Source organism: Streptomyces sp. CB03234 (genome assembly GCF_001905885.1).
GTDB lineage: Bacteria > Actinomycetota > Actinomycetes > Streptomycetales > Streptomycetaceae > Streptomyces.
Genome location: NZ_LIYH01000005.1, coordinates 90,644 through 108,501, shown reverse-complemented (window position 1 = coordinate 108,501; position 17,858 = coordinate 90,644). Strand labels below are relative to the sequence as shown.

The following is a 17,858-nucleotide window of genomic DNA, read 5'->3' as shown; positions in this document are numbered from 1 at the left end:
AGGACTCACATGGCAAGCATCCGTACCGCCCGCGTCATCGCCGCCGTCGCCGCACTGCCCCTGGCCGCAGGCCTCTTCGCGGGGGTGGCGCACGCCGACAACGGCGGTTTCGCGGACAACGGATCGATCGCGTCCGTGGCCTCGATCGCCGGCGGCGGTGTCGGCGGCGTCGACGCTGGCAACTCGACCACCGGCCAGCAGGTGGCCAACGGCGGCGGCGCCTCCAACCAGAACAACACCGCGAGCGTGAACGGCACCGGATTCACGGCCATCGGCCAGAGCACCCCCTCGGTGACCTTCTTTCCTCTCTGGTAGGGCCGGCCACCGGCCCGGCCCGCGGGGGGTCATGGGGACGAGGTGAACGGCGGCCTGTGCGGCGGTACTCCGGTACCGGCGTACAGGCCGTCCGTCGTCCCCGGCCTTGACAGCCGCTCCAGAACTGACGGACAGTCAGAAACTGTGACGGACGAGCTGTACGAGCGGCTGAAGACGTACGAAGGCCGGGCGGCCACCACCGGCGGCGTCGGCAAGGACCCGGTCAACGCGCCCATGATCAGGCACTGGTGCGAGGCGATGGGCGACACCCACCCCGCGTACGCCGAAGGACCCGACGCCATCGCCCCGCCCACCATGCTCCAGGTGTGGACCATGGGCGGCCTGTCCGGGCACCGGCACACCGGCCGATCCGGCGCGTACGACGAGCTGCTGACGCTCCTCGACGACGCCGGCTGCACCTCCGTGGTCGCCACCGACTGCGAGCAGGAATACGTACGGGACCTGCGCCCCGGGGACACCGTCACCTTCGACGCGGTGATCGAGTCCGTGTCCGCGCGCAAGACCACCAAGCTGGGGACGGGGTACTTCGTCACCACGCGGACGGACGTCCGGACGGGCGGAGACCTGGTGGGTACGCACCGCTTCCGGATCCTGAAGTACGCGCCGGCCAGGAAGCCCAGCGGCAGACGCCCCCGGCCCGTCGTCAACCGCGACAACGCCGGCTTCTGGGAGGGCGTCGCCGCGCACCGGCTCCTCATCCAGCGCTGCGGCGGCTGCGGCACACTCCGCTTCCCCTGGCTGCCCGGTTGCAACGCGTGCGGCTCGGCCGAGTGGGACACGGTCGCGGCGAGCGGCGAGGGCACCGTCTACTCGTACGTCGTAATGCACCACCCGTCCTTCCCGGCCTTCGACCCCCCGTACGCGGTCGGGCTCATCGAGCTGGCGGAGGGCGTGCGCATGATCAGCAACATCACCGGCGTCCCGTACGACAAGGTCCGCATCGGCATGCCCGTACGGCTGGAGTTCCTCCGCGTCGACGAGGAGCTGGAGCTTCCGGTCTTCCGAGGGGGCGCATCCGCGTGAAGCCCGGGGACGAACTGCCGCCGCTGCGCATCCCGATCACACGCACCCTCATCGTCGCGGGCGCCATCGCCTCCCGCGACTACCAGGACGTCCACCACGACCCGGAGCTCGCCAAGGAGAAGGGCTCCCCCGACATCTTCATGAACATCCTGACCACGAACGGCCTCGTCGGCCGGTACGTCACCGACCACGCCGGCCCCCGCGCCCGCCTCCGCAAGGTTGCCATCCGGCTCGGCGCGCCCAACCACCCCGGCGACACGATGACGCTGACCGGGACGGTGACCGACGTGGACGGGGACACGGCCACCGTACGGATCGTCGGGGCGAACGGGCTCGGCAACCACGTCACGGGCACGGTGACGGTGACCGTCCCCCGGGAGGTCCAGGAATGAGCGTACGCAGGGCCGACACGCTCGGCGGCCGGGCCGCCATCGCCGGGATCGGCGCGACCGAGTTCTCCAAGGACTCCGGCCGCAGCGAGCTGAAGCTCGCCGTCGAGGCGGTGCGCGCCGCCCTCGACGACGCCGGGCTCACCCCCGCCGACGTCGACGGCCTGGTCACCTTCACCATGGACACCAGCCCCGAGATCACCGTCGCCCAGGCGACCGGCATCGGCGAGCTGTCGTTCTTCTCCCGCATCCACTACGGCGGCGGCGCCGCCTGCGCCACCGTCCAGCAGGCCGCCCTCGCCGTCGCCACGGGCGTCGCGGACGTCGTCGTCTGCTACCGCGCCTTCAACGAACGCTCCGGCCGCCGGTTCGGCGCCGGCGTCCAGCACCGCGAGCCGACCGCCGAAGGAGCCGCGCTCGGCTGGCAGCTGCCGTTCGGGCTGCTCACCCCGGCCTCCTGGGTCGCCATGGCCGCCCAGCGCTACCTCCACACCTACGGCCTCACCCCCGACGCCTTCGGCCACGTCGCCGTCACCGCCCGCCGCCACGCCGCCCGCAACCCGGCCGCGTACTTCCACGGCAAGCCCATCACCCTCGCCGACCACGCCGCCTCCCGCTGGATCGCCGAGCCGCTGCGGCTCCTCGACTGCTGCCAGGAGACCGACGGCGGCCAGGCGCTCGTCGTCACCACCCCCGAGCGCGCCTGCGACCTGCGCCACCCGCCCGCCGTGATCCTCGCCGCCGCGCAGGGCGCGGGCCGTCGGCAGGAGGCGATGACCAGCTTCTACCGCGACGACCTCACCGGCCTGCCCGAGACGGGCGTCGTCGCCCGCCAGCTGTGGCGGACGTCCGGCCTCCGTCCCGCCGACATCGACGTCGGCATCCTCTACGACCACTTCACGCCCTTCGTGCTCATGCAGCTGGAGGAGTTCGGCTTCTGCGCCCCCGGGGAGGGCGCGGACTTCGTCGCCGCCGACGCCCTGCCCCTCAACACCCACGGCGGCCAGCTCGGCGAGGCGTACCTGCACGGCATGAACGGCATCGCCGAAGCCGTCCGCCAGCTGCGCGGTACGTCGGTGAACCAGGTGCCCGGCGCGGCCACGGCCCTGGTCACGGCCGGCACCGGCGTACCCACCTCCGGCCTGGTCCTGGGCGTCCAGGACGCCCGGCCCTGAGCGTCCGCCCCCGGCTCTCCACCTCCAGGAGGTGCGGCGGGCCACCCCCCTACAACCTGAGGCGGACCCCGGTTCGGCACCTGTGGCCGATCCGCCGGTGTCATGCCCGCTCATAGCGTGGACCTATGACCGCGACCGCCGGCACCGTCTGCACCGGGGCCTCCACAGCCGCCACCGGGCCCGCCCCCTACCCGTCGTTCTCGTCGTACGTACGGGCCCGGGGGCCCGTGCTGCTGCGCACCGCCCGGTCGCTGACCGCCAACCCGTGCGACGCCGAGGACCTGCTGCAGACCGCCCTCGCCAAGACGTACGTCGCCTGGGGGCGCATCGAGGACCACCGCGCGCTCGACGGGTACGTACGCCGTGCCCTGCTGAACACCCGTACCTCGCAGTGGCGCAAGCGCAAGGTCGACGAGTTCGCGTGCGAGGAGCTGCCCGAGCCGCTCGGGCTGCCCGAGCCCGACCCGGCCGAGCAGCAGGCGCTGCGCGACGCGATGTGGCGCGCGGTGACGAAGCTGCCGGACCGCCAGCGGGCCATGGTGGTGCTCCGGTACTACGAGGACCTCAGCGAGGCGCAGACGGCGGAGGTGCTCGGGGTCTCCGTCGGCACGGTCAAGAGCGCCGTCTCGCGAGCGCTCGGCAAGCTCCGCGAGGACCCGGAGCTGTCCCCCGTACGGTGAGCCGCGCGCTGACCGTGCGGTGATCCGTACGGTGACCGCGCGCTGACCGTGCGGTGATCGGCTCAGCTCGATCTACTCCCGGGTAGTGACATACCGCGCGGTATGTGCGCAGAATCTGCACACCTATCTGTCACGTAGCGCCCAACGGGAGGACGCCGTGCTGAGCACCATGCAGGACGTACCACTGACTGTGACCCGCATCCTCCGCCACGGGATGACGATCCACGGGAAGTCGCAGATCACCACCTGGACCGGCGACGCCGACGGCCCGGAACGCCGCAGCTTCGCGGAGACCGGCGTACGCGCGACCCAGCTGGCCGGAGCCCTGCGCGACGAGCTCGGCGTCACCGGCGACGAACGGATCGCGACCCTCATGTGGAACAACGCCGTCCACGTCGAGGCGTACCTGGCGATCCCCTCCATGGGCGCCGTCCTGCACACCCTCAACCTGCGCCTGCCCGCCGAGCAGCTGATCTGGATCGTCAACCACGCCGCCGACCGGGTCGTCATCGTCAACGGCAGCCTCCTCCCCCTCCTCGCCCCGCTCCTCCCGCAGCTGCCGACCATCGAGCACGTCGTCGTCTCCGGCCCCGGCGACCGCTCGCTCCTCGACGGCGCCGCGCCGCGCGTGCACGAGTACGAGGAGCTCATCGCCGGCCGCCCGACCACCTACGACTGGCCCGAGCTGGACGAACGCTCCGCCGCCGCCATGTGCTACACCTCCGGCACCACCGGCGACCCCAAGGGCGTGGTCTACTCCCACCGCTCCATCTATCTGCACTCCATGCAGGTGAACATGACGGAGTCGATGGGCCTGACGGACAAGGTCACCACCCTCGTCGTGGTGCCGCAGTTCCACGTGAACGCCTGGGGCCTGCCCCACGCGACGTTCATGACCGGCGTCAACATGCTGATGCCGGACCGCTTCCTCCAGCCCGCCCCGCTCGCCGAGATGATCGAGCGCGAGCGGCCCACGCACGCGGCGGCCGTCCCCACCATCTGGCAGGGCCTCCTCGCCGAGGTCACCGCCCACGGCCGCGACATCTCGTCGATGGCCAGCGTCACCATCGGCGGCGCGGCCTGCCCGCCGTCCCTCATGGAGGCGTACGACAAGCTCGGTGTGCGCCTGTGCCACGCCTGGGGCATGACGGAGACGTCACCGCTGGGCACCATGTCCAACCCGCCGGCCGGCCTCTCGGCGGAGGAGGAGTGGCCGTACCGCATCACCCAGGGCCGCTTCCCGGCCGGCGTCGAGGCCCGCCTCGTCGGCCTCGGCGGCGACATCCTGCCCTGGGACGGCGAGTCGGCGGGCGAACTGGAGGTACGGGGCCCCTGGATCACGGGCGCCTACTACGGCGGCGCGGCCGGTGAACCCCTGCGGCCCGAGGACAAGTTCACGGCGGACGGCTGGCTGAAGACCGGCGACGTCGGCGTCATCAGCCCGAACGGCTTCCTGACCCTGACCGACCGGGCGAAGGACGTCATCAAGTCGGGCGGCGAGTGGATCTCCTCGGTGGAGCTGGAGAACGCCCTGATGGCCCACCCGGAGGTCGCGGAGGCGGCGGTCGTCGCGGTCCCGGACGAGAAGTGGGGCGAGCGCCCCCTGGCGACGGTGGTCCTCAAGGATGGCGCCACGGTGGACTACGAGGGCCTGCGCGCCTTCCTCGCCGAGTCGGTCGCGAAGTGGCAGCTCCCGGAGCGCTGGGCGATCGTCCCGGCGGTGCCGAAGACGAGCGTGGGGAAGTTCGACAAGAAGGTCATCCGCAAGCAGTACGCGAACGGGGAGCTGGACGTCACGCAGCTCTGACACGCCTAAGGGGGCGCTGCCCGGCAGGGCGCATGGGTGGCGAGCGCGCTCCTTGGCGGGGGTGCCTTTCGGCGGGGGTGCCTTTCGGCGGGTGCGTATCCCGACGGGGGTGCTCCTCGGCGGGGGTGCCTTTCGGCGGGGGCGCATCCCGGGGGCCATCCTCGGCAGGGGCGCCTCTCGGCGGAGGCCCTCCTCGGCGGGGGCGCATCCCGGGGGGCCATCCTCGGCAGGGGCGCCTCTCGGCTGGGCGCTCCTCGGTGGGGTGCTCCTCCGTGGGGTTGCCTTTCGGCGGGGTTGCCTTTGGGCAGGGGCGCCTCTCGGCGTGGGCGCATCCCTGGCGGGGGCGCTGCTCGGCGGGGGGCGCCTCTCGGCGGCGGCGCTCCTCGGCAAGGGCGCATCCCTGGCGGGCGCGCATCCCCGCGGGGCCATTCTCGGCGGGGCGCCTCTCGGCGGAGGCCCTCCTCGGCAAGGGCGCATCCCTGGCGGGCGCGCATCCCCGCGGGGCCATTCTCGGCGGGGACGCCTCTCGGCGGAGGCCCTCCTCGGCGGGCGCGTATCCCGGCGGGGGCGCTCCTCGGCAGCGGGGCCATCCCCGGCGGGGCCCTCCTCGGCGGGGGCGCCCCGGCGCGTCAGTTCGTACCGATCTTCGCCAGCAGGTCCACGATCCGCGACTGCACCTCGGCGCTCGTCGACCGCTCCGCGAGGAACAGCACCGTCTCGCCCGACGTCAGCTTCGGCAGCTCGGCCTGCTGGAGGCTCGCCGAGGTGTAGACGACGAGCGGCGTACGGTTCAGCTGCCCGTTCGCCCGCAGCCAGTCGATGATCCCGGCGCGCCGGCGGCGTACCTGCATCAGGTCCATCACCACCAGGTTCGGCCGCATCTGGGCGGCCAGCGTGACCGCCTCGCTGTCCGTGGCCGCCCGCGCGACCTGCATCCCGCGCCGCTCCAGCGTCGCCGTCAGCGCGAGCGCGATCTCCTCCTGCTCCTCGATGAGCAGGACCCGCGACGGGTGCTGCTCGCTGTCCCGGGGGGCCAGGGCCTTGAGCAGTACGGCCGGATCGGCGCCGTACGCCGCCTCCCGCGTCGCCTGGCCGAGGCCCGCCGCCAGCAGCACCGGCACCTCGGCCGCCACTGCCGCCTGGCGCAGCGACTGGAGGGCGGTACGCGTGATCGGCCCGGTCAGCGGGTCGACGAACAGCGCCGCCGGGAACGCGGCGATCTGCGCGTCCACCTCCTCGCGGGAGTGGACGATGACGGGCCGGTAGCCGCGCTCGCTGAGCGCCTCCTGGGTGGATACGTCCGGCGCGGGCCACACCAGCAGGCGGCGCGGGTTGTCCAGCGGCTCGGGGGGCAGCTCGTCGTCGACGGGCAGCGGGGCCGGCTCGTTGGCCACCTCGATGGCTCCGCCCGGCCCGTCCAACGGCTCCGGGCCCTCGGCCGCGTCCTCGTCCGGTGCCCCTATCTCGTACGCCCGCCCCTCCGAAGCCGGCGCGGACAGCCGCGGCGGTGGGGGCGTCGGCGTCGCGGGCTGGGGGTGGGGCCGGGCGGCCGGTTCCGGGGCGGCGGCGGCCGGCCGCTCGCCCTCAGCCGGGGGCGTGGCCAGCTTGCGGCGCCGCCCGGAGCCCGAGGACTGCTGCTGGGCGATCTGCTGGGCGAACGGCACGCCCTGGCCCAGGGTGCGCACGCTGAACGCCCGCCCCTGGCCGCCGGTGCCGCCCTGGGTGTCGTCACCGGACGGCACCTCCGGCGGAAGCGGTACGGAGCCGGTTCCCGTCCCCGTCCCCGTCCCCGTCCCGGTGGTCGTCTCCTGGGCCGCGCGCCGCCGCCCCGTGGGCGCGGGAGCCGGAGCGGGAGCCGGCGCCGGCGCGGGCTGCACCGGGTGCGGCTGCGGCGGCGTGTGGTCGGCCGCCGGGTCCGTACGTACCGCCTCGTGGCGGCCGTCGTCCGGGCGCCGGTCCGCCGCGGCGGGCGGGAGCGCGAACGCGGTGCGGGCACCGCCCTCGGGGGCCGGTGCGGTGCGGTCCTGTGCCGCCCCGAGTGCCCGGCGGGCCCGCCGTCCCCCGGCCGGCTCGGGAGCCACCGTCGGCTCAGGAGCCGTATGCGTCGGCGCAGCTGTAAGCGCCGGCATCGCGCCCTCGCCGCCCCGCCGCGCCCGCCGCCCGTCGGCCGGAACCGGCACCGCGTCCGCGGGTACGCCCTGCGGCGGCACCGTCTGCCCGAGGGCGGCACGGCCCTGCGCGCTCTCGGCGGCCGTCACGACCGACCCCTCGGCCGGAGCCGCCGCAGCCTCGACCGCCGCAGCCTCGACCGCCGCAGCCCCGACCGCCGGAGCCCCGACCGCCGGAACCCCAGCCTCCGCCGGGCTCGGCCGCCCACGCCGCCGCCCGGTCGGCCTGGCCGCCACCGGGTCCTCGGCCTGCACGGGGCTGTCCAGGAAGGCCTCCGTCGAAGCGCGCCGCGCCCGCCGCCGCCCGCCCCCGGAGGTCCCGCCCCCGGAGGGGTCACCCGACTGCTGAGCAGGCAGAACCGCAACAGGAGCCTCCGCAGCCACGGACTCGGCGCCCGGCTTCACGGTCCCCGCGCCCTCGCCCAGCGGTACCTCCAGTACGTACGCGCTGCCGGGCATCCCCGGCACCTCGTGCGTCTGGAGCACGCCGGCGTGCGCCCGTACGATCCCGCGCACGATCGGCTCGTGCACCGGGTCGCCACCTGCGTACGGCCCGCGCACCTCGATCCGTACGACATCACCGCGCTGCGCCGCCGCCACGACGATCGTCGAGTCGACGTAACCGCCGCCCGGCACCAGCCGGGCCTTGCCGGTCGAGTCGACCCCGGCGACGTCCGCGATCAGGTGGGCGAGCGCGGTGGAGATCCGTACCCCGTCCACCTCGGCCTCTATCGGCGGGGCGTGCACCGCGAACTGCACCCGCCCGGGGCCGATCAGCTCCACCGCGCCCTCGACACCGGCCGCCACGACCGCGTCGAGCAGCACCTTCGTCTTCCGCAGCTCCTCGTCACCGACGTCCAGCCGCTGGTACCCCAGCACGTTGTCGACGAGCGTCGTCATCCGGGCGTACCCGGCGGCCAGATGGTGCAGCACCTGGTTGGCCTCGGGCCACAGCTGACCGGCCGGGTCGGCGGCCAGCGTGCCCAGCTCGCGGCGCAGCTCCTCCAGCGGGCCGCGCAGCGACTCGCCGAGCACGGCGGTCAGCTGGGCGTGCCGCGCCGCCAGCGCCGCGTACCTCTCCTCGTACCGCTCGATCTCGACGGAGAGCCGCTCGCTGAGGTCGGCCATCTCGGTGGCGTGCCGCTCGGTCAGCTCGGCGACCTCGGCCGTGTGCCGCTCCGTGAGTTCCGCGACCTCGGCCGTGTGCCGGGTCTCCTGCTCCTCGTACGGGCGCCGGTCGGTGAACGTCATCACCGCGCCGACCAGCTGGTCCCCGTCCCGTACCGGCGCGGTCGTCAGGTCGACCGGCACCGGCGAGCCGTCCTTGGCCCACACCACCTGCCCGCGCACCCGGTGCTTGCGCCCGGAGCGCAGCGTGTCGGCCAGCGGCGACTCCTCGAACGGGAAGGCTTCCCCGTCCGGCCGGGAGTGCAGCATCAGCGGGTGCAGTTCCTTGCCGCCCAGGTCGCTGGCCCGCCAGCCCAGTATCTGGGCGGCGGCCGGGTTGACCAGCACGATCCGCCCGTCGGTGTCCGTGCCGACGACGCCCTCGGAGGCGGCGCGCAGGATCATCTCGGTCTGCCGCTGGGAGCGGGCCAGCTCCGCCTCGGTGTCGATCGTCCCGGAGAGGTCGCGGACCACGAGCATCAGCAGCTCGTCGCCGGTATAGGCACTGCCGTACGAGTCGTACGCCTCGCGCCCGTCCTCCAGGCTCGCGCTGGTCACCTCGACCGGGAACTCGCCGCCGTCCGTACGCCGCGCGATCATCCGGGCCGGCTTGGTCCGGCCGCGCGCGTCGGCGACCTCGGGCCGGCGCATCGAGCCGGGGATCAGCCGGGAGTCGAACGCGGGCAGCAGGTCGAGCAGCCCGCGCCCGACCAGTGCCGTACCGGGCGTCTCGAACATCTCGAGGGCGATGGTGTTGGCGTTGACGACCGTGCCGTTGCAATTGACGAGTACGAGCCCGTCCGGCAGCGCGTCGAGTATGGCTGCGAGGCGAGCAGCGCCTCGGGATGGCCTGCTGCTCACGACGACGCTTCCTCCCACTCGGCCTGTCACTGGAGGGAGTCTAAAGGCACGTGATGTGGGCTCGACGGCGGTTGTGTGCGGGTTCCTCTACGACCGGGCCATCGGCAGCACCGGCTTCAGGGCGTCCCACCTGGCGATCTCGCAGCCGTTGGTCCGCTTGAAGTGGGCGTCGATGTCCTGCCCCTGCCAGGTCCCGGTGATGTGCGCGGTGGCGCGGCCGCCGTCCTGCTGGGTGCACATCTGGTCCTTGGCCACGGGGGCGAACGGGTCCCTGCCCTCCTCGGCCAGCTCGTCGAGCCGGTCGCACGCGCCCTGCACCTTCGGGTGGTTCCCCTCGGCGGTCCGGAGGCCGCACTTCAGCTCGAAGGTGCCGTCCGCCATCGGGTTCCCCGAATCGCGCACGGTCACGGTCAACGAGTCGGTCCCCCCCGCCAGCAGCGGCAGCGGCAGCGGCCCGCCCCCGGCCATGGCGGCGGGGGCGGCGGCACCGAGCGCGGCGAGGGACGCGGCGGAGGTGAGGACGAGGCGGCGCAGCATACGAACTCCTGGGGGTACGGAACCGTCGGGATGCCCGGCATCCCTCACCCCACTAACGCTCCACCCCCCGGCACGTTGCGCAAACCGACCCCCTTGGCGCCCCCGGAACGCCTTTGCCCTGCGCCCCGCCCGCCTAGTACCGTGGGGAGCGATTGGTGACACCCCCTTGGACTGTGTCATCATCTCCACGCACCACTCGCGCCTGCGCGGGTGTGGCAACTGGAGGCGTCGCCTAGTCCGGTCTATGGCGCCGCACTGCTAATGCGGTTTGGGTCTTAAAGCCCATCGAGGGTTCAAATCCCTCCGCCTCCGCCAGCACCACCCGAAGCCCCGGCCCCACGGCCGGGGCTTCGCCCGTTCTCGGCCTCCCCTCACCCGCACGGGCTACCCCCGGCGAAGGCCCCTGATCGGCATTTGCCCAGGTCAGAGGGGGTGCGGCTAATGGATTTCGCGTCACGGCGCAGGTCATGTAATGTTGTTCCCGCAACGCCGACCGGGCAGAAAAGCCCGGGAAGCACAAGCACTCGTAGCTTAACGGATAGAGCATCTGACTACGGATCAGAAGGTTGCAGGTTCGAATCCTGCCGAGTGCACAGCAGACCAGAGGCCCTGTGGAGTGATCCACAGGGCCTCTGGCTTTTGTCTTGACGGCAGTGTTTGACGGCAACCGCCTTCGGGAGCCGATCAGACGGCTACGAGGACACCGGCCGGACCATCGTCACCGTCCGGCCCGTTGCCGTCACCCTTCAGCGCGTCCCCGACGCGGTCGAAGGCGGAGCGCTGGGAGTCCAGCCGCAGGAAGGTACAGATGTCCATGGTCACGCGGATCGAGCTGTGGCCCAGGACCTCCATGATCATGCGGGCGTCGGCACCCTGTTCGTGAAGCAGGGACGAGCACGTGTGACGCAGATCGTGGAAGCGGACCTTACGGACGCCGGCGCGGGGCGGACAGGGCCTCGAAGGACCGGTTCAGGTTGCGCGGCTCGATGGGAGTCCCGTTCTTCGTCGTGAAGACGAGGCCCCTCCCCGTCCCCCTACGCGGCCCAGAGCCGGTTGTCGCGGGCCGCCGTCAGGAGCCGACGCCCTTCCGCAGCGGTGAGCGGTTCGATCTCGCGCTTGGTACCCATGCTCAGCTCCACGTTCCGGGCCACGTTGCGAGGCAGCTCGTCCTCCCGTACGGCGTGCTGGAGAGCGGCACGCAGGATCACCAGCAGGAAGCGGATGGTCCGGTCCGAGGGGAGCTTCTTGCAGCACTTGCCGAGCGTGCAGCAGCGCCGCTTGTGCTCCGGCCGCTTCTTGTCCTTCCCCTGCGCGCAGCACTGGCAGGTCGCCGCCGTCTTCATGAGGAAGGCCCGGATGTCACGGGCGGCGAGCCGGACCAGCTTCTTCTTGCCGAACTCCGGGGTTACGTAGTTCCGCGAAGCGTGGCTGGGGCCGGCGGGTGGTTGCTGGAGACACACGTGGCGGGTGCTCGTTCGGCGCACCCGCCGTCGTGGCTGACTTTCTGTGGCTGAGGTCGCCAACGGCACGGGTCAGCTGACCAGAGAAGGCGGTGCGATCGTTCGTGCGCGGTCGTAGAGGTCCCGCGCAGTGGTGTTCTTCAGGTGCGGCCGGAGGAGGCCGAACATGGTTCTGACCCGGTCGTCGGCTCGGCCGGACTGCACCATGGGGTAGTCGTCGAGCGCCTGGTGCCAGGTGTCGCAGGCCGCTTCCAGGTGGCCGATCTCCAGTTGCCGTTCGGCCAGCATGGCGCGGTGTCGGACGCGGGCGCGGCGGTAGACGCTGTAGCGCACCTTGTCGGACTGCTGCATGGCTTCGATGGCGCCGGAGACGTCGCCGAGTTCGTAACGAACCTGGCTGATGTGGTAATTGAGCGACGCCGGGTCGTACGAGCCGAACGCCTTGCCGCGCGACTCGGCACGGTCCATGGCGGTCTCGGCCTCCCGGATGTACCGCAGCGCCCGATTCCGGTCGCCGGTCTGCGCGGCGGCGTGTGCTTGCTGGCCAGCGAGGAATGCCAGCATGCGAGGCCCGGCCTTCGGGGAGGCGGCTGCTGCGGCGTCTGCCAGCTCCACGGCCTTTCCCCCTGGCGAAGGTCGATCGCCTGGACGCTCATGCCGCGCAGAGTGGTGCAGTAGGTCAGGTGGTCCTCGGCGGCGCCCGCCAGTTCCAGCGCCTTGACGTAGTACCGCTGCGCGAGGCCGTGCAGCCCCTCGTCCACGGCCATGTAGCCCGTCAGGTACAGCAGGTCCGAGGCCGCGGACAGCATCGCCTTCCGTACGTCATCCGGGGCATCGGCCCGGAGGTAGGACGCCACGGTGTTCACCATGAACGAGGCGGCCATGGGGCGTGCGTGGCGACCGCCGAACTGGTCGTCCAGTTCCGAGACGCGCTCGGTCATGGCGATGACCATGTCCACTTCGTTCATGCCGATCCGGCGGGCGCGGCCGGACTGGACCGCTTCGGCACGGCCGATGACATCCGGCCACCCGGGAATCGTGAGGGCGACGGAGAACAGGCCGGCCCCCAGGACACTGCGGCGCGATGGGTCCATGTCCCGCCTCCCGAGGTCGATCAGCCCCTCCACGGTATCCGCGGCTGTCATGGAGGGGCGATCGCGGGGAACGGGCAGACCTGCCTCAGCGTGCGTTACGGGCCGCCCCAGACGCCGAGAGTCGCCTTCTCCGTAAGGGCCGGCAGCCGGACGGGCTCAACTCCGCAGCATCAGCCGCGGGGTCCGTTTCAACCGTAAGAGGAGAACGCGATGAACGTGGACGAGCTGTTCACCGGCGACCTGATCACCGGCGTCCCGGCCGTCGAGGCCACGCTGCTCGACAAGATGCCCGGCAGTGGCGACAACAACGGCGGCAGGTAGGTGTCCTTCAACCACCGATACAGCTCATCCGAAGCCAAGAGCAACAGCCGCCGATACGCTTTCGTCGCGGGCCCGGACCCGGCGGTTCAGCTCCTCCTGCTTGTCTTCCCAGCCTGTCTCCTGGATAGGTGAGCCAGTCCATCCACAGGCTCGTCGCCAGCATGAAGCCCTCAATGCCGGCCAGACGCCGCTCCTGAGCCTTCTCCAGCAGACTGGCCCGCAGCCGTAGCCGCTCCACGGACCGTGTGGCGAACGCGGTCAGAAGGCCCCCGACCACCGCTGCAACAGCCGCGATCACGGCCGACATACTTGCGCTCTCCATAGTTGCCCTCCCCCATGAGCATCCAGAGGCGTCGGCCCGCCTCGTCGGAGCCGCCTCAGGTTCCTTATCATTCAGCTACGTTCACGGTCGTTCAGGCGAGACCCAGAACGGATCCGACATAGATGGCCAGCCGCCCATGAACGCAGATGAACGGCCCAAGACCCCACTGACACACCTGGAAAGCGTGTTGGAAGTGCCGGGCTCGGCAGGCGTCTGGTCGTGGGGATGTCAGAGCTTGGTCGGGGTCCGTCGAACGCCGGTACATGCCACCAGCGCGCTGCCGTCCTGATCCAGAAACAGCATGAAGGTCCAGGACCCATCGGCAGCCCTGATCTGGCCCACTCGAACCGGTCGGCCGTGTCGGTCGAGGTGTTGCACTGCTCGCTCCAGGCCGGTCGTCTCGATGCCCTTCTGGAGGGTGTACCTGAGCCGGCGCCCGTAGACTCTGGCGAGCGACCCGGCGGAGACCGTGCCGTCCCAGACAACGAGAGAAGCGCCAGCGCGGAGCGCAGCCCGAGCAGCCAACGACGCCTCGTCGTCACCGCCCAGCAGCCGTTCGAGTAGTTCCCGCTCCACGCTCTCACCCCCAGCCAGAATCGTGCTGTACAGCAACGAAGTACAGCAACCGCCAGCGCCCAACACCGGTCCGCACGATCCTCCCCACAGCCTGTATAGCCTCTAATGACCGGTCTCTCCAGAGCTACGGATCAGAAGGTTGCAGGTTCGGATCCTGCCGAGTGCACAGCAGGCCAGAGGCCTCGGATGAAAAGTCCGGGGCCTCTGGCGTTGGGCCGTATACCGGTACGTGCTCCATGGTCGGCGGGACTGATCCCATTCCCGTGCTGTCCTCGTACGCCCGGAAACCCGGCTCGGCCACGGATGCGAAGTTCTGCCCCGCCAGGTCAGTGGAGCGCCTGGTTCATGAGTACGTGGTGCAGCGCGCGAAGGAATCGCTGCTGAGGGGCTCGCGGCGATCGATCAGGCCCTGCGGCCGCACCGGGGGCGGGTGCTCCTGCGTGATGGTTCCTGCGCGGTGGGCCGCTCTCGTGGTCGAGGGTGGTGGTTGCGGGTGGGATGTCTTGTGGAGATCCGTAGGGCGGATGGAGTGCGGACTGGGACGTGCTTGGTGGCCGCGGCCTTGTGTTCTTGGCGTCGAGGCCAACTGCGTCGCTCGCACCGCTACTTAGCCTGGATCATGTGCAGCCGCGAAGGCGCTATAGGGTGATCGATCACTGCTCCTCCAGAGCAGAACGTATGACCAAAACGAGGGGACCCAATGAAACTGAATCTGCGTCGAACATCGCCCGCACAGCCGTCGTCCGCGAGCCGGAAGGTCATGTCGGCCGCGCTGGTCGGGGCTGCCGTCGTCGGCGCGTCGGTGCTGGGGTCGGCCCCGGCGTCCGCGCTGAACTGGAAGTGCACGAGCAGCTCCAGCACCATCGACGACGCGGGGTACTCCGGTCCCTGGGGCGACAACTGGGACTTCACCGTCAAGAACTGCGTGGCGCGGTCCGGTGGTTACGTGTACGCCAAGGCGACGGTGAGCTGGGACGCTCCCCCGTGGTACTCCGGGACCGACCTGTCGGAGACCTTCGACAGCGCCCACTTCCGGCTGTACCTCAACCACTCCGACGCGGGCCCGGACACCGTCCTGCTCCGCAAGGACTTCAACATCCAGCCCGCGCTGGCGGCCATGAACGGCAGCGGCAGCGGCAACGGTTCGTGGACCTCGTCCACCATCAAGAAGAGCGTGGGCAGCAAGAGCGCGTACGCCGACGGCGCGCTGCGGCTCAACTGGGACGAGGACGGCAAGGGCGTCCGCCAGTACGACTTCAAGGGCACCGGCTCGGTCTGAGCAGGGTTGAGAGGCCCCGGAGGGATCCGGGGCCTCTCGGCTTCCCGGAGGGCGGCGTCACAGGGTGCTGAGGTGTGCCCTCTCCATGAGGTCGATCACGTGGTGGACCAGTCGGGGTACGGTGCCGCCGTGGTGGCGTGGCGATGTGTGGGGCTGAGGTGGGCGGGCGGTGCGCCCGTGCTCGTGTGGGAGGGCGGGCGGAGGAGCGCGTTGGGGTATGGGCGGGTGATCGGGTTCCGGGCGGTGGGGGCGCGGGGGTGTGTCGGGGCGCGGGGGAATGCGTGTCCGGTGGGGGCCGTCGTGGGTGGGCGCAGTACTGGGGGGCGGTGTGCCGAGTGTGCGCGGTGGGACCGGGTGGGGTCCGTGGCGGCGGACGGGGTGGCGGACGATCCCAGGGTGTACCGGGTGTACCTCGCGTGGTTCGGGGCCGGCATGGTCAAGGTCGGGATCACGGCGGAGGAGCGCGGGGACGCGCGGCTGCTGGAGCAGGGGGCCGTGGCGTACAGCTGGCTCGGGCGCGGGGCGCTGATGGCCGCGCGGCGTACCGAGGAGGTGCTCGGTACGGCGCTGGGGGTGCCCGACCGGATCCCGTACGCCGCGAAGCGTGTCGCGCGCGTCGGGCTGCCGGGGGAGCGGGAGCGGGCGGCGGAGGTGGTGGCGCTGTACCGGCGGGCCGTGGAGGTGCCCGGGTGGGCGGAGACGCTGGAGCGGCTGGAACCACGGGTCGTGGACCAGGCGGAGGCCTTCGGGCTGGGGCGGGTCGACCGGATCGACGGGGTGGTCAGCGAGCTGGTGGACGGCGGGTGTGTGGAGGGCGTGCTCATGGCCGCGGCCGGGCCGGATCTTCACCTCCAGGCCCCCGACGGGCGGGCGCTCGTGCTCGATACGCGGCTGATCACCGGGTGGGAACTCGTCGCCGCCGGCGGGAGTGGGGAGGGGACGACCGTGCCCGTCACCGTTCTGCCGCCGGGGGTGCAGGGCGGGCTTTTCTAAGAGGAGGGCATGCCGCATGAGCGATCGACTCGTCAGGGCGTTCTGGGGGCGGCTCGGGCTGCCGGGGCTCGTGGACGTGCACACGCACTTCATGCCGGAGCGGGTGCTGCGGAAGGTGTGGGCGTACTTCGACGCGGTCGGGCCGCTGACCGGGATGCCGTGGCCCATCACGCACCGCGAGGAGGAGGACCGGCGGGTCGAGCTGCTGCGGGAGTTCGGGGTCGTGGGCTTCACGTCGATGGTCTATCCGCACAAGGCCGGGATGGCGGAGTGGCTCAACGGGTGGGCGGCGGAGTTCGCCGGCCGGGTGGAGGGGTGCCTTCGGACGGCGACGCTCTTTCCGGAGGCGGGGGTGGAGGGTTATGTGAGGGAGGCGGTCGAGGGCGGTGCGCGGGTGTTCAAGGCACATCTGCACGTCGGCGCGTACGACCCGAACGACCCGCTGCTGGACGGTGCCTGGGGGCTGCTCGCCGACGCCGGCGTACCGATCGTGATCCACTGCGGCTCGGGGCCCGCGCCCGGCAAGCACACCGGGCCCGAGCCCATCGCCCGGCTGCTCGCCCGGCATCCGCGGCTGCGGCTGATCGTCGCGCACATGGGGATGCCCGAGTACGCCGACTTCCTCGGCCTCGCCGAGCGGTACGAGGAGGTCCGGCTGGACACGACGATGGCGTTCACCGACTTCAGCGAGCGCTTGGCGCCGTTCCCGGTGCGGGAGCGGGGGCGGTTGCTGGACCTGGGGGACCGGATCCTGCTGGGGAGCGACTTCCCGAACATCCCGTACGGGTACCTCCACCAACTGGAGGCGCTGGAACGGCTCGGGCTGGGGGAGGACTGGTTGCGGGCGGTGTGTTACTGGAACGGGGTCCGGCTGTTCCCGGTGCGCTCTTAGGGGATTCACAGGGAGCGGCAAGGCTCCTCTCAGCGGTACGCGGCAGGGTCCGAGCATGACCGTCTTCGGAAGTGCCGTCCGTGTCCTCGTCGTGGACGACGAGGACTCGCTCGCCGAGCTGTTGTCCATGGCCCTGCGGTACGAGGGGTGGGAGGTGCGCAGTGCCGGGGACGGCCCGGGGGCGGTGCGTTCGGCGCGGGAGTTCCGGCCGGACGCCGTCGTGCTGGACCTGATGCTGCCCGACATGGCCGGGGACGGGCCGGCGGTGCTCAGCGGGCTGCGGCGCGAACTGGCCGACGTGCCGGTGCTGTTCCTCACGGCGAGGGACGCGGTCGAGGACCGGGTCGCGGGGCTGACAGCGGGCGGGGACGACTACGTCACCAAGCCGTTCGGCCTGGAGGAGGTCGTGGCGCGGCTGCGCCGGCTGATCCGGCGGTCCCCGGCCGCGGCGGGGCGGGGTGACTCCGTGCTGGTCGTCGGAGACCTGATCCTCGACGAGGACAGCCACGAGGTGTCACGGGGCGGGCAGGGGATCCATCTGACCGCCACCGAGTTCGAGCTGCTGCGGTTCCTCATGCGCAACCCCCGGCGGGTGCTCAGCAAGGCGCAGATCCTGGACCGGGTGTGGAGCTACGACTTCGGCGGGCGGGCCAACGTGGTCGAGCTGTACATCTCGTACCTGCGGAAGAAGATCGACGCCGGGCGGGCGCCGATGATCCACACCCGGCGGGGCGCGGGCTATCTGATCAAGCCGGCGGCGTAGGCCCGAAAAGCGTTA

15 protein-coding genes, 2 tRNA genes and 1 pseudogene are annotated in these 17,858 nt (G+C 71.8%); 12 read left to right on the top strand and 6 right to left on the bottom strand.

The window, feature by feature from the left end:
- Positions 1-9 precede the first annotated feature (9 nt).
- The 6 genes from AMK26_RS21770 (at position 10) to AMK26_RS21745 (ending at position 5,410) form a co-directional block, all read left to right on the top strand.
- Positions 10-315, top strand: coding sequence for a hypothetical protein (locus tag AMK26_RS21770; protein ID WP_073756406.1), 306 nt, complete (start codon positions 10-12; stop codon positions 313-315).
- 144 nt (positions 316-459) lie between these two features.
- On the top strand, positions 460-1,359 hold the full coding sequence (locus AMK26_RS21765; protein WP_073756405.1) for a bifunctional MaoC family dehydratase N-terminal/OB-fold nucleic acid binding domain-containing protein: 900 nt from the start codon (positions 460-462) through the stop codon (positions 1,357-1,359).
- Positions 1,356-1,751, top strand: a complete 396-nt coding sequence (locus AMK26_RS21760) for a MaoC family dehydratase (RefSeq protein WP_107421020.1) — start codon at positions 1,356-1,358, stop codon at positions 1,749-1,751. Before AMK26_RS21765 ends, AMK26_RS21760 begins: the two co-directional genes overlap by 4 nt.
- Positions 1,748-2,923, top strand: a complete 1,176-nt coding sequence (locus tag AMK26_RS21755) for a lipid-transfer protein (protein WP_073756404.1) — start codon at positions 1,748-1,750, stop codon at positions 2,921-2,923. The genes AMK26_RS21760 and AMK26_RS21755 overlap by 4 nt, the downstream gene beginning before the upstream one ends.
- A gap of 125 nt (positions 2,924-3,048) precedes the next feature.
- Complete coding sequence (locus tag AMK26_RS21750; protein WP_073756403.1) at positions 3,049-3,603, top strand: SigE family RNA polymerase sigma factor; 555 nt, start codon at positions 3,049-3,051, stop codon at positions 3,601-3,603.
- A 157-nt stretch (positions 3,604-3,760) separates the two neighbouring features.
- A complete protein-coding gene (locus AMK26_RS21745) occupies positions 3,761-5,410 on the top strand; it encodes a long-chain fatty acid--CoA ligase (RefSeq protein ID WP_073756402.1) in 1,650 nt (549 codons plus the stop codon).
- A gap of 629 nt (positions 5,411-6,039) precedes the next feature.
- On the opposite strand, the gene AMK26_RS21740 is transcribed toward AMK26_RS21745, so the two are convergent.
- The gene (locus AMK26_RS21740; protein ID WP_073756401.1) at positions 6,040-9,606 is read right to left on the bottom strand and encodes a PAS domain-containing protein; all 3,567 of its coding nucleotides are present in this window, start codon (positions 9,604-9,606) and stop codon (positions 6,040-6,042) included.
- Positions 9,607-9,693: 87 nt separating this feature from the next.
- Positions 9,694-10,143, bottom strand: a complete 450-nt coding sequence (locus tag AMK26_RS21735) for an SSI family serine proteinase inhibitor (protein WP_073756400.1) — start codon at positions 10,141-10,143, stop codon at positions 9,694-9,696.
- A gap of 221 nt (positions 10,144-10,364) precedes the next feature.
- Here AMK26_RS21735 and AMK26_RS21730 point away from each other — a divergent pair.
- Positions 10,365-10,458, top strand: a tRNA-Ser gene (locus tag AMK26_RS21730).
- Between the two features lie 205 nt (positions 10,459-10,663).
- Positions 10,664-10,736, top strand: a tRNA-Arg gene (locus AMK26_RS21725).
- Positions 10,737-10,827: 91 nt separating this feature from the next.
- Here AMK26_RS21725 and AMK26_RS37955 read toward each other — a convergent pair.
- The 4 genes and pseudogenes from AMK26_RS37955 to AMK26_RS21705 form a co-directional block, all read right to left on the bottom strand.
- Positions 10,828-11,001, bottom strand: coding sequence for a hypothetical protein (locus AMK26_RS37955; RefSeq protein WP_241838014.1), 174 nt, complete (start codon positions 10,999-11,001; stop codon positions 10,828-10,830).
- Between the two features lie 176 nt (positions 11,002-11,177).
- Complete coding sequence (locus tag AMK26_RS37945) at positions 11,178-11,603, bottom strand: hypothetical protein (protein ID WP_073756399.1); 426 nt, start codon at positions 11,601-11,603, stop codon at positions 11,178-11,180.
- Positions 11,604-11,675: 72 nt separating this feature from the next.
- Positions 11,676-12,730, bottom strand: a pseudogene (locus AMK26_RS21710) (transcriptional regulator).
- Between the two features lie 838 nt (positions 12,731-13,568).
- Positions 13,569-13,952 carry a hypothetical protein gene (locus AMK26_RS21705; protein WP_241838013.1) on the bottom strand — a complete coding sequence of 128 codons (384 nt, stop codon included), beginning with the start codon at positions 13,950-13,952 and terminating at the stop codon, positions 13,569-13,571.
- A gap of 724 nt (positions 13,953-14,676) precedes the next feature.
- Between AMK26_RS21705 and AMK26_RS21700 the strand changes: the two genes are divergently transcribed.
- The 4 genes from AMK26_RS21700 to AMK26_RS21685 all read left to right on the top strand — a co-directional run bounded on the left by AMK26_RS21700 (position 14,677) and on the right by AMK26_RS21685 (position 17,843).
- Positions 14,677-15,195, top strand: coding sequence for a hypothetical protein (locus AMK26_RS21700; RefSeq protein ID WP_073756398.1), 519 nt, complete (start codon positions 14,677-14,679; stop codon positions 15,193-15,195).
- 132 nt (positions 15,196-15,327) lie between these two features.
- The gene (locus tag AMK26_RS21695) at positions 15,328-16,188 is read left to right on the top strand and encodes a DUF2797 domain-containing protein (protein ID WP_073757039.1); all 861 of its coding nucleotides are present in this window, start codon (positions 15,328-15,330) and stop codon (positions 16,186-16,188) included.
- A gap of 16 nt (positions 16,189-16,204) precedes the next feature.
- Positions 16,205-17,080: an amidohydrolase family protein gene (locus AMK26_RS21690; protein WP_073756397.1), complete on the top strand. Its 876-nt coding sequence runs from the start codon at positions 16,205-16,207 to the stop codon at positions 17,078-17,080.
- Between the two features lie 55 nt (positions 17,081-17,135).
- On the top strand, positions 17,136-17,843 hold the full coding sequence (locus AMK26_RS21685; RefSeq protein WP_073756396.1) for a response regulator transcription factor: 708 nt from the start codon (positions 17,136-17,138) through the stop codon (positions 17,841-17,843).
- The last annotated feature ends 15 nt before the right edge of the window (positions 17,844-17,858 follow it).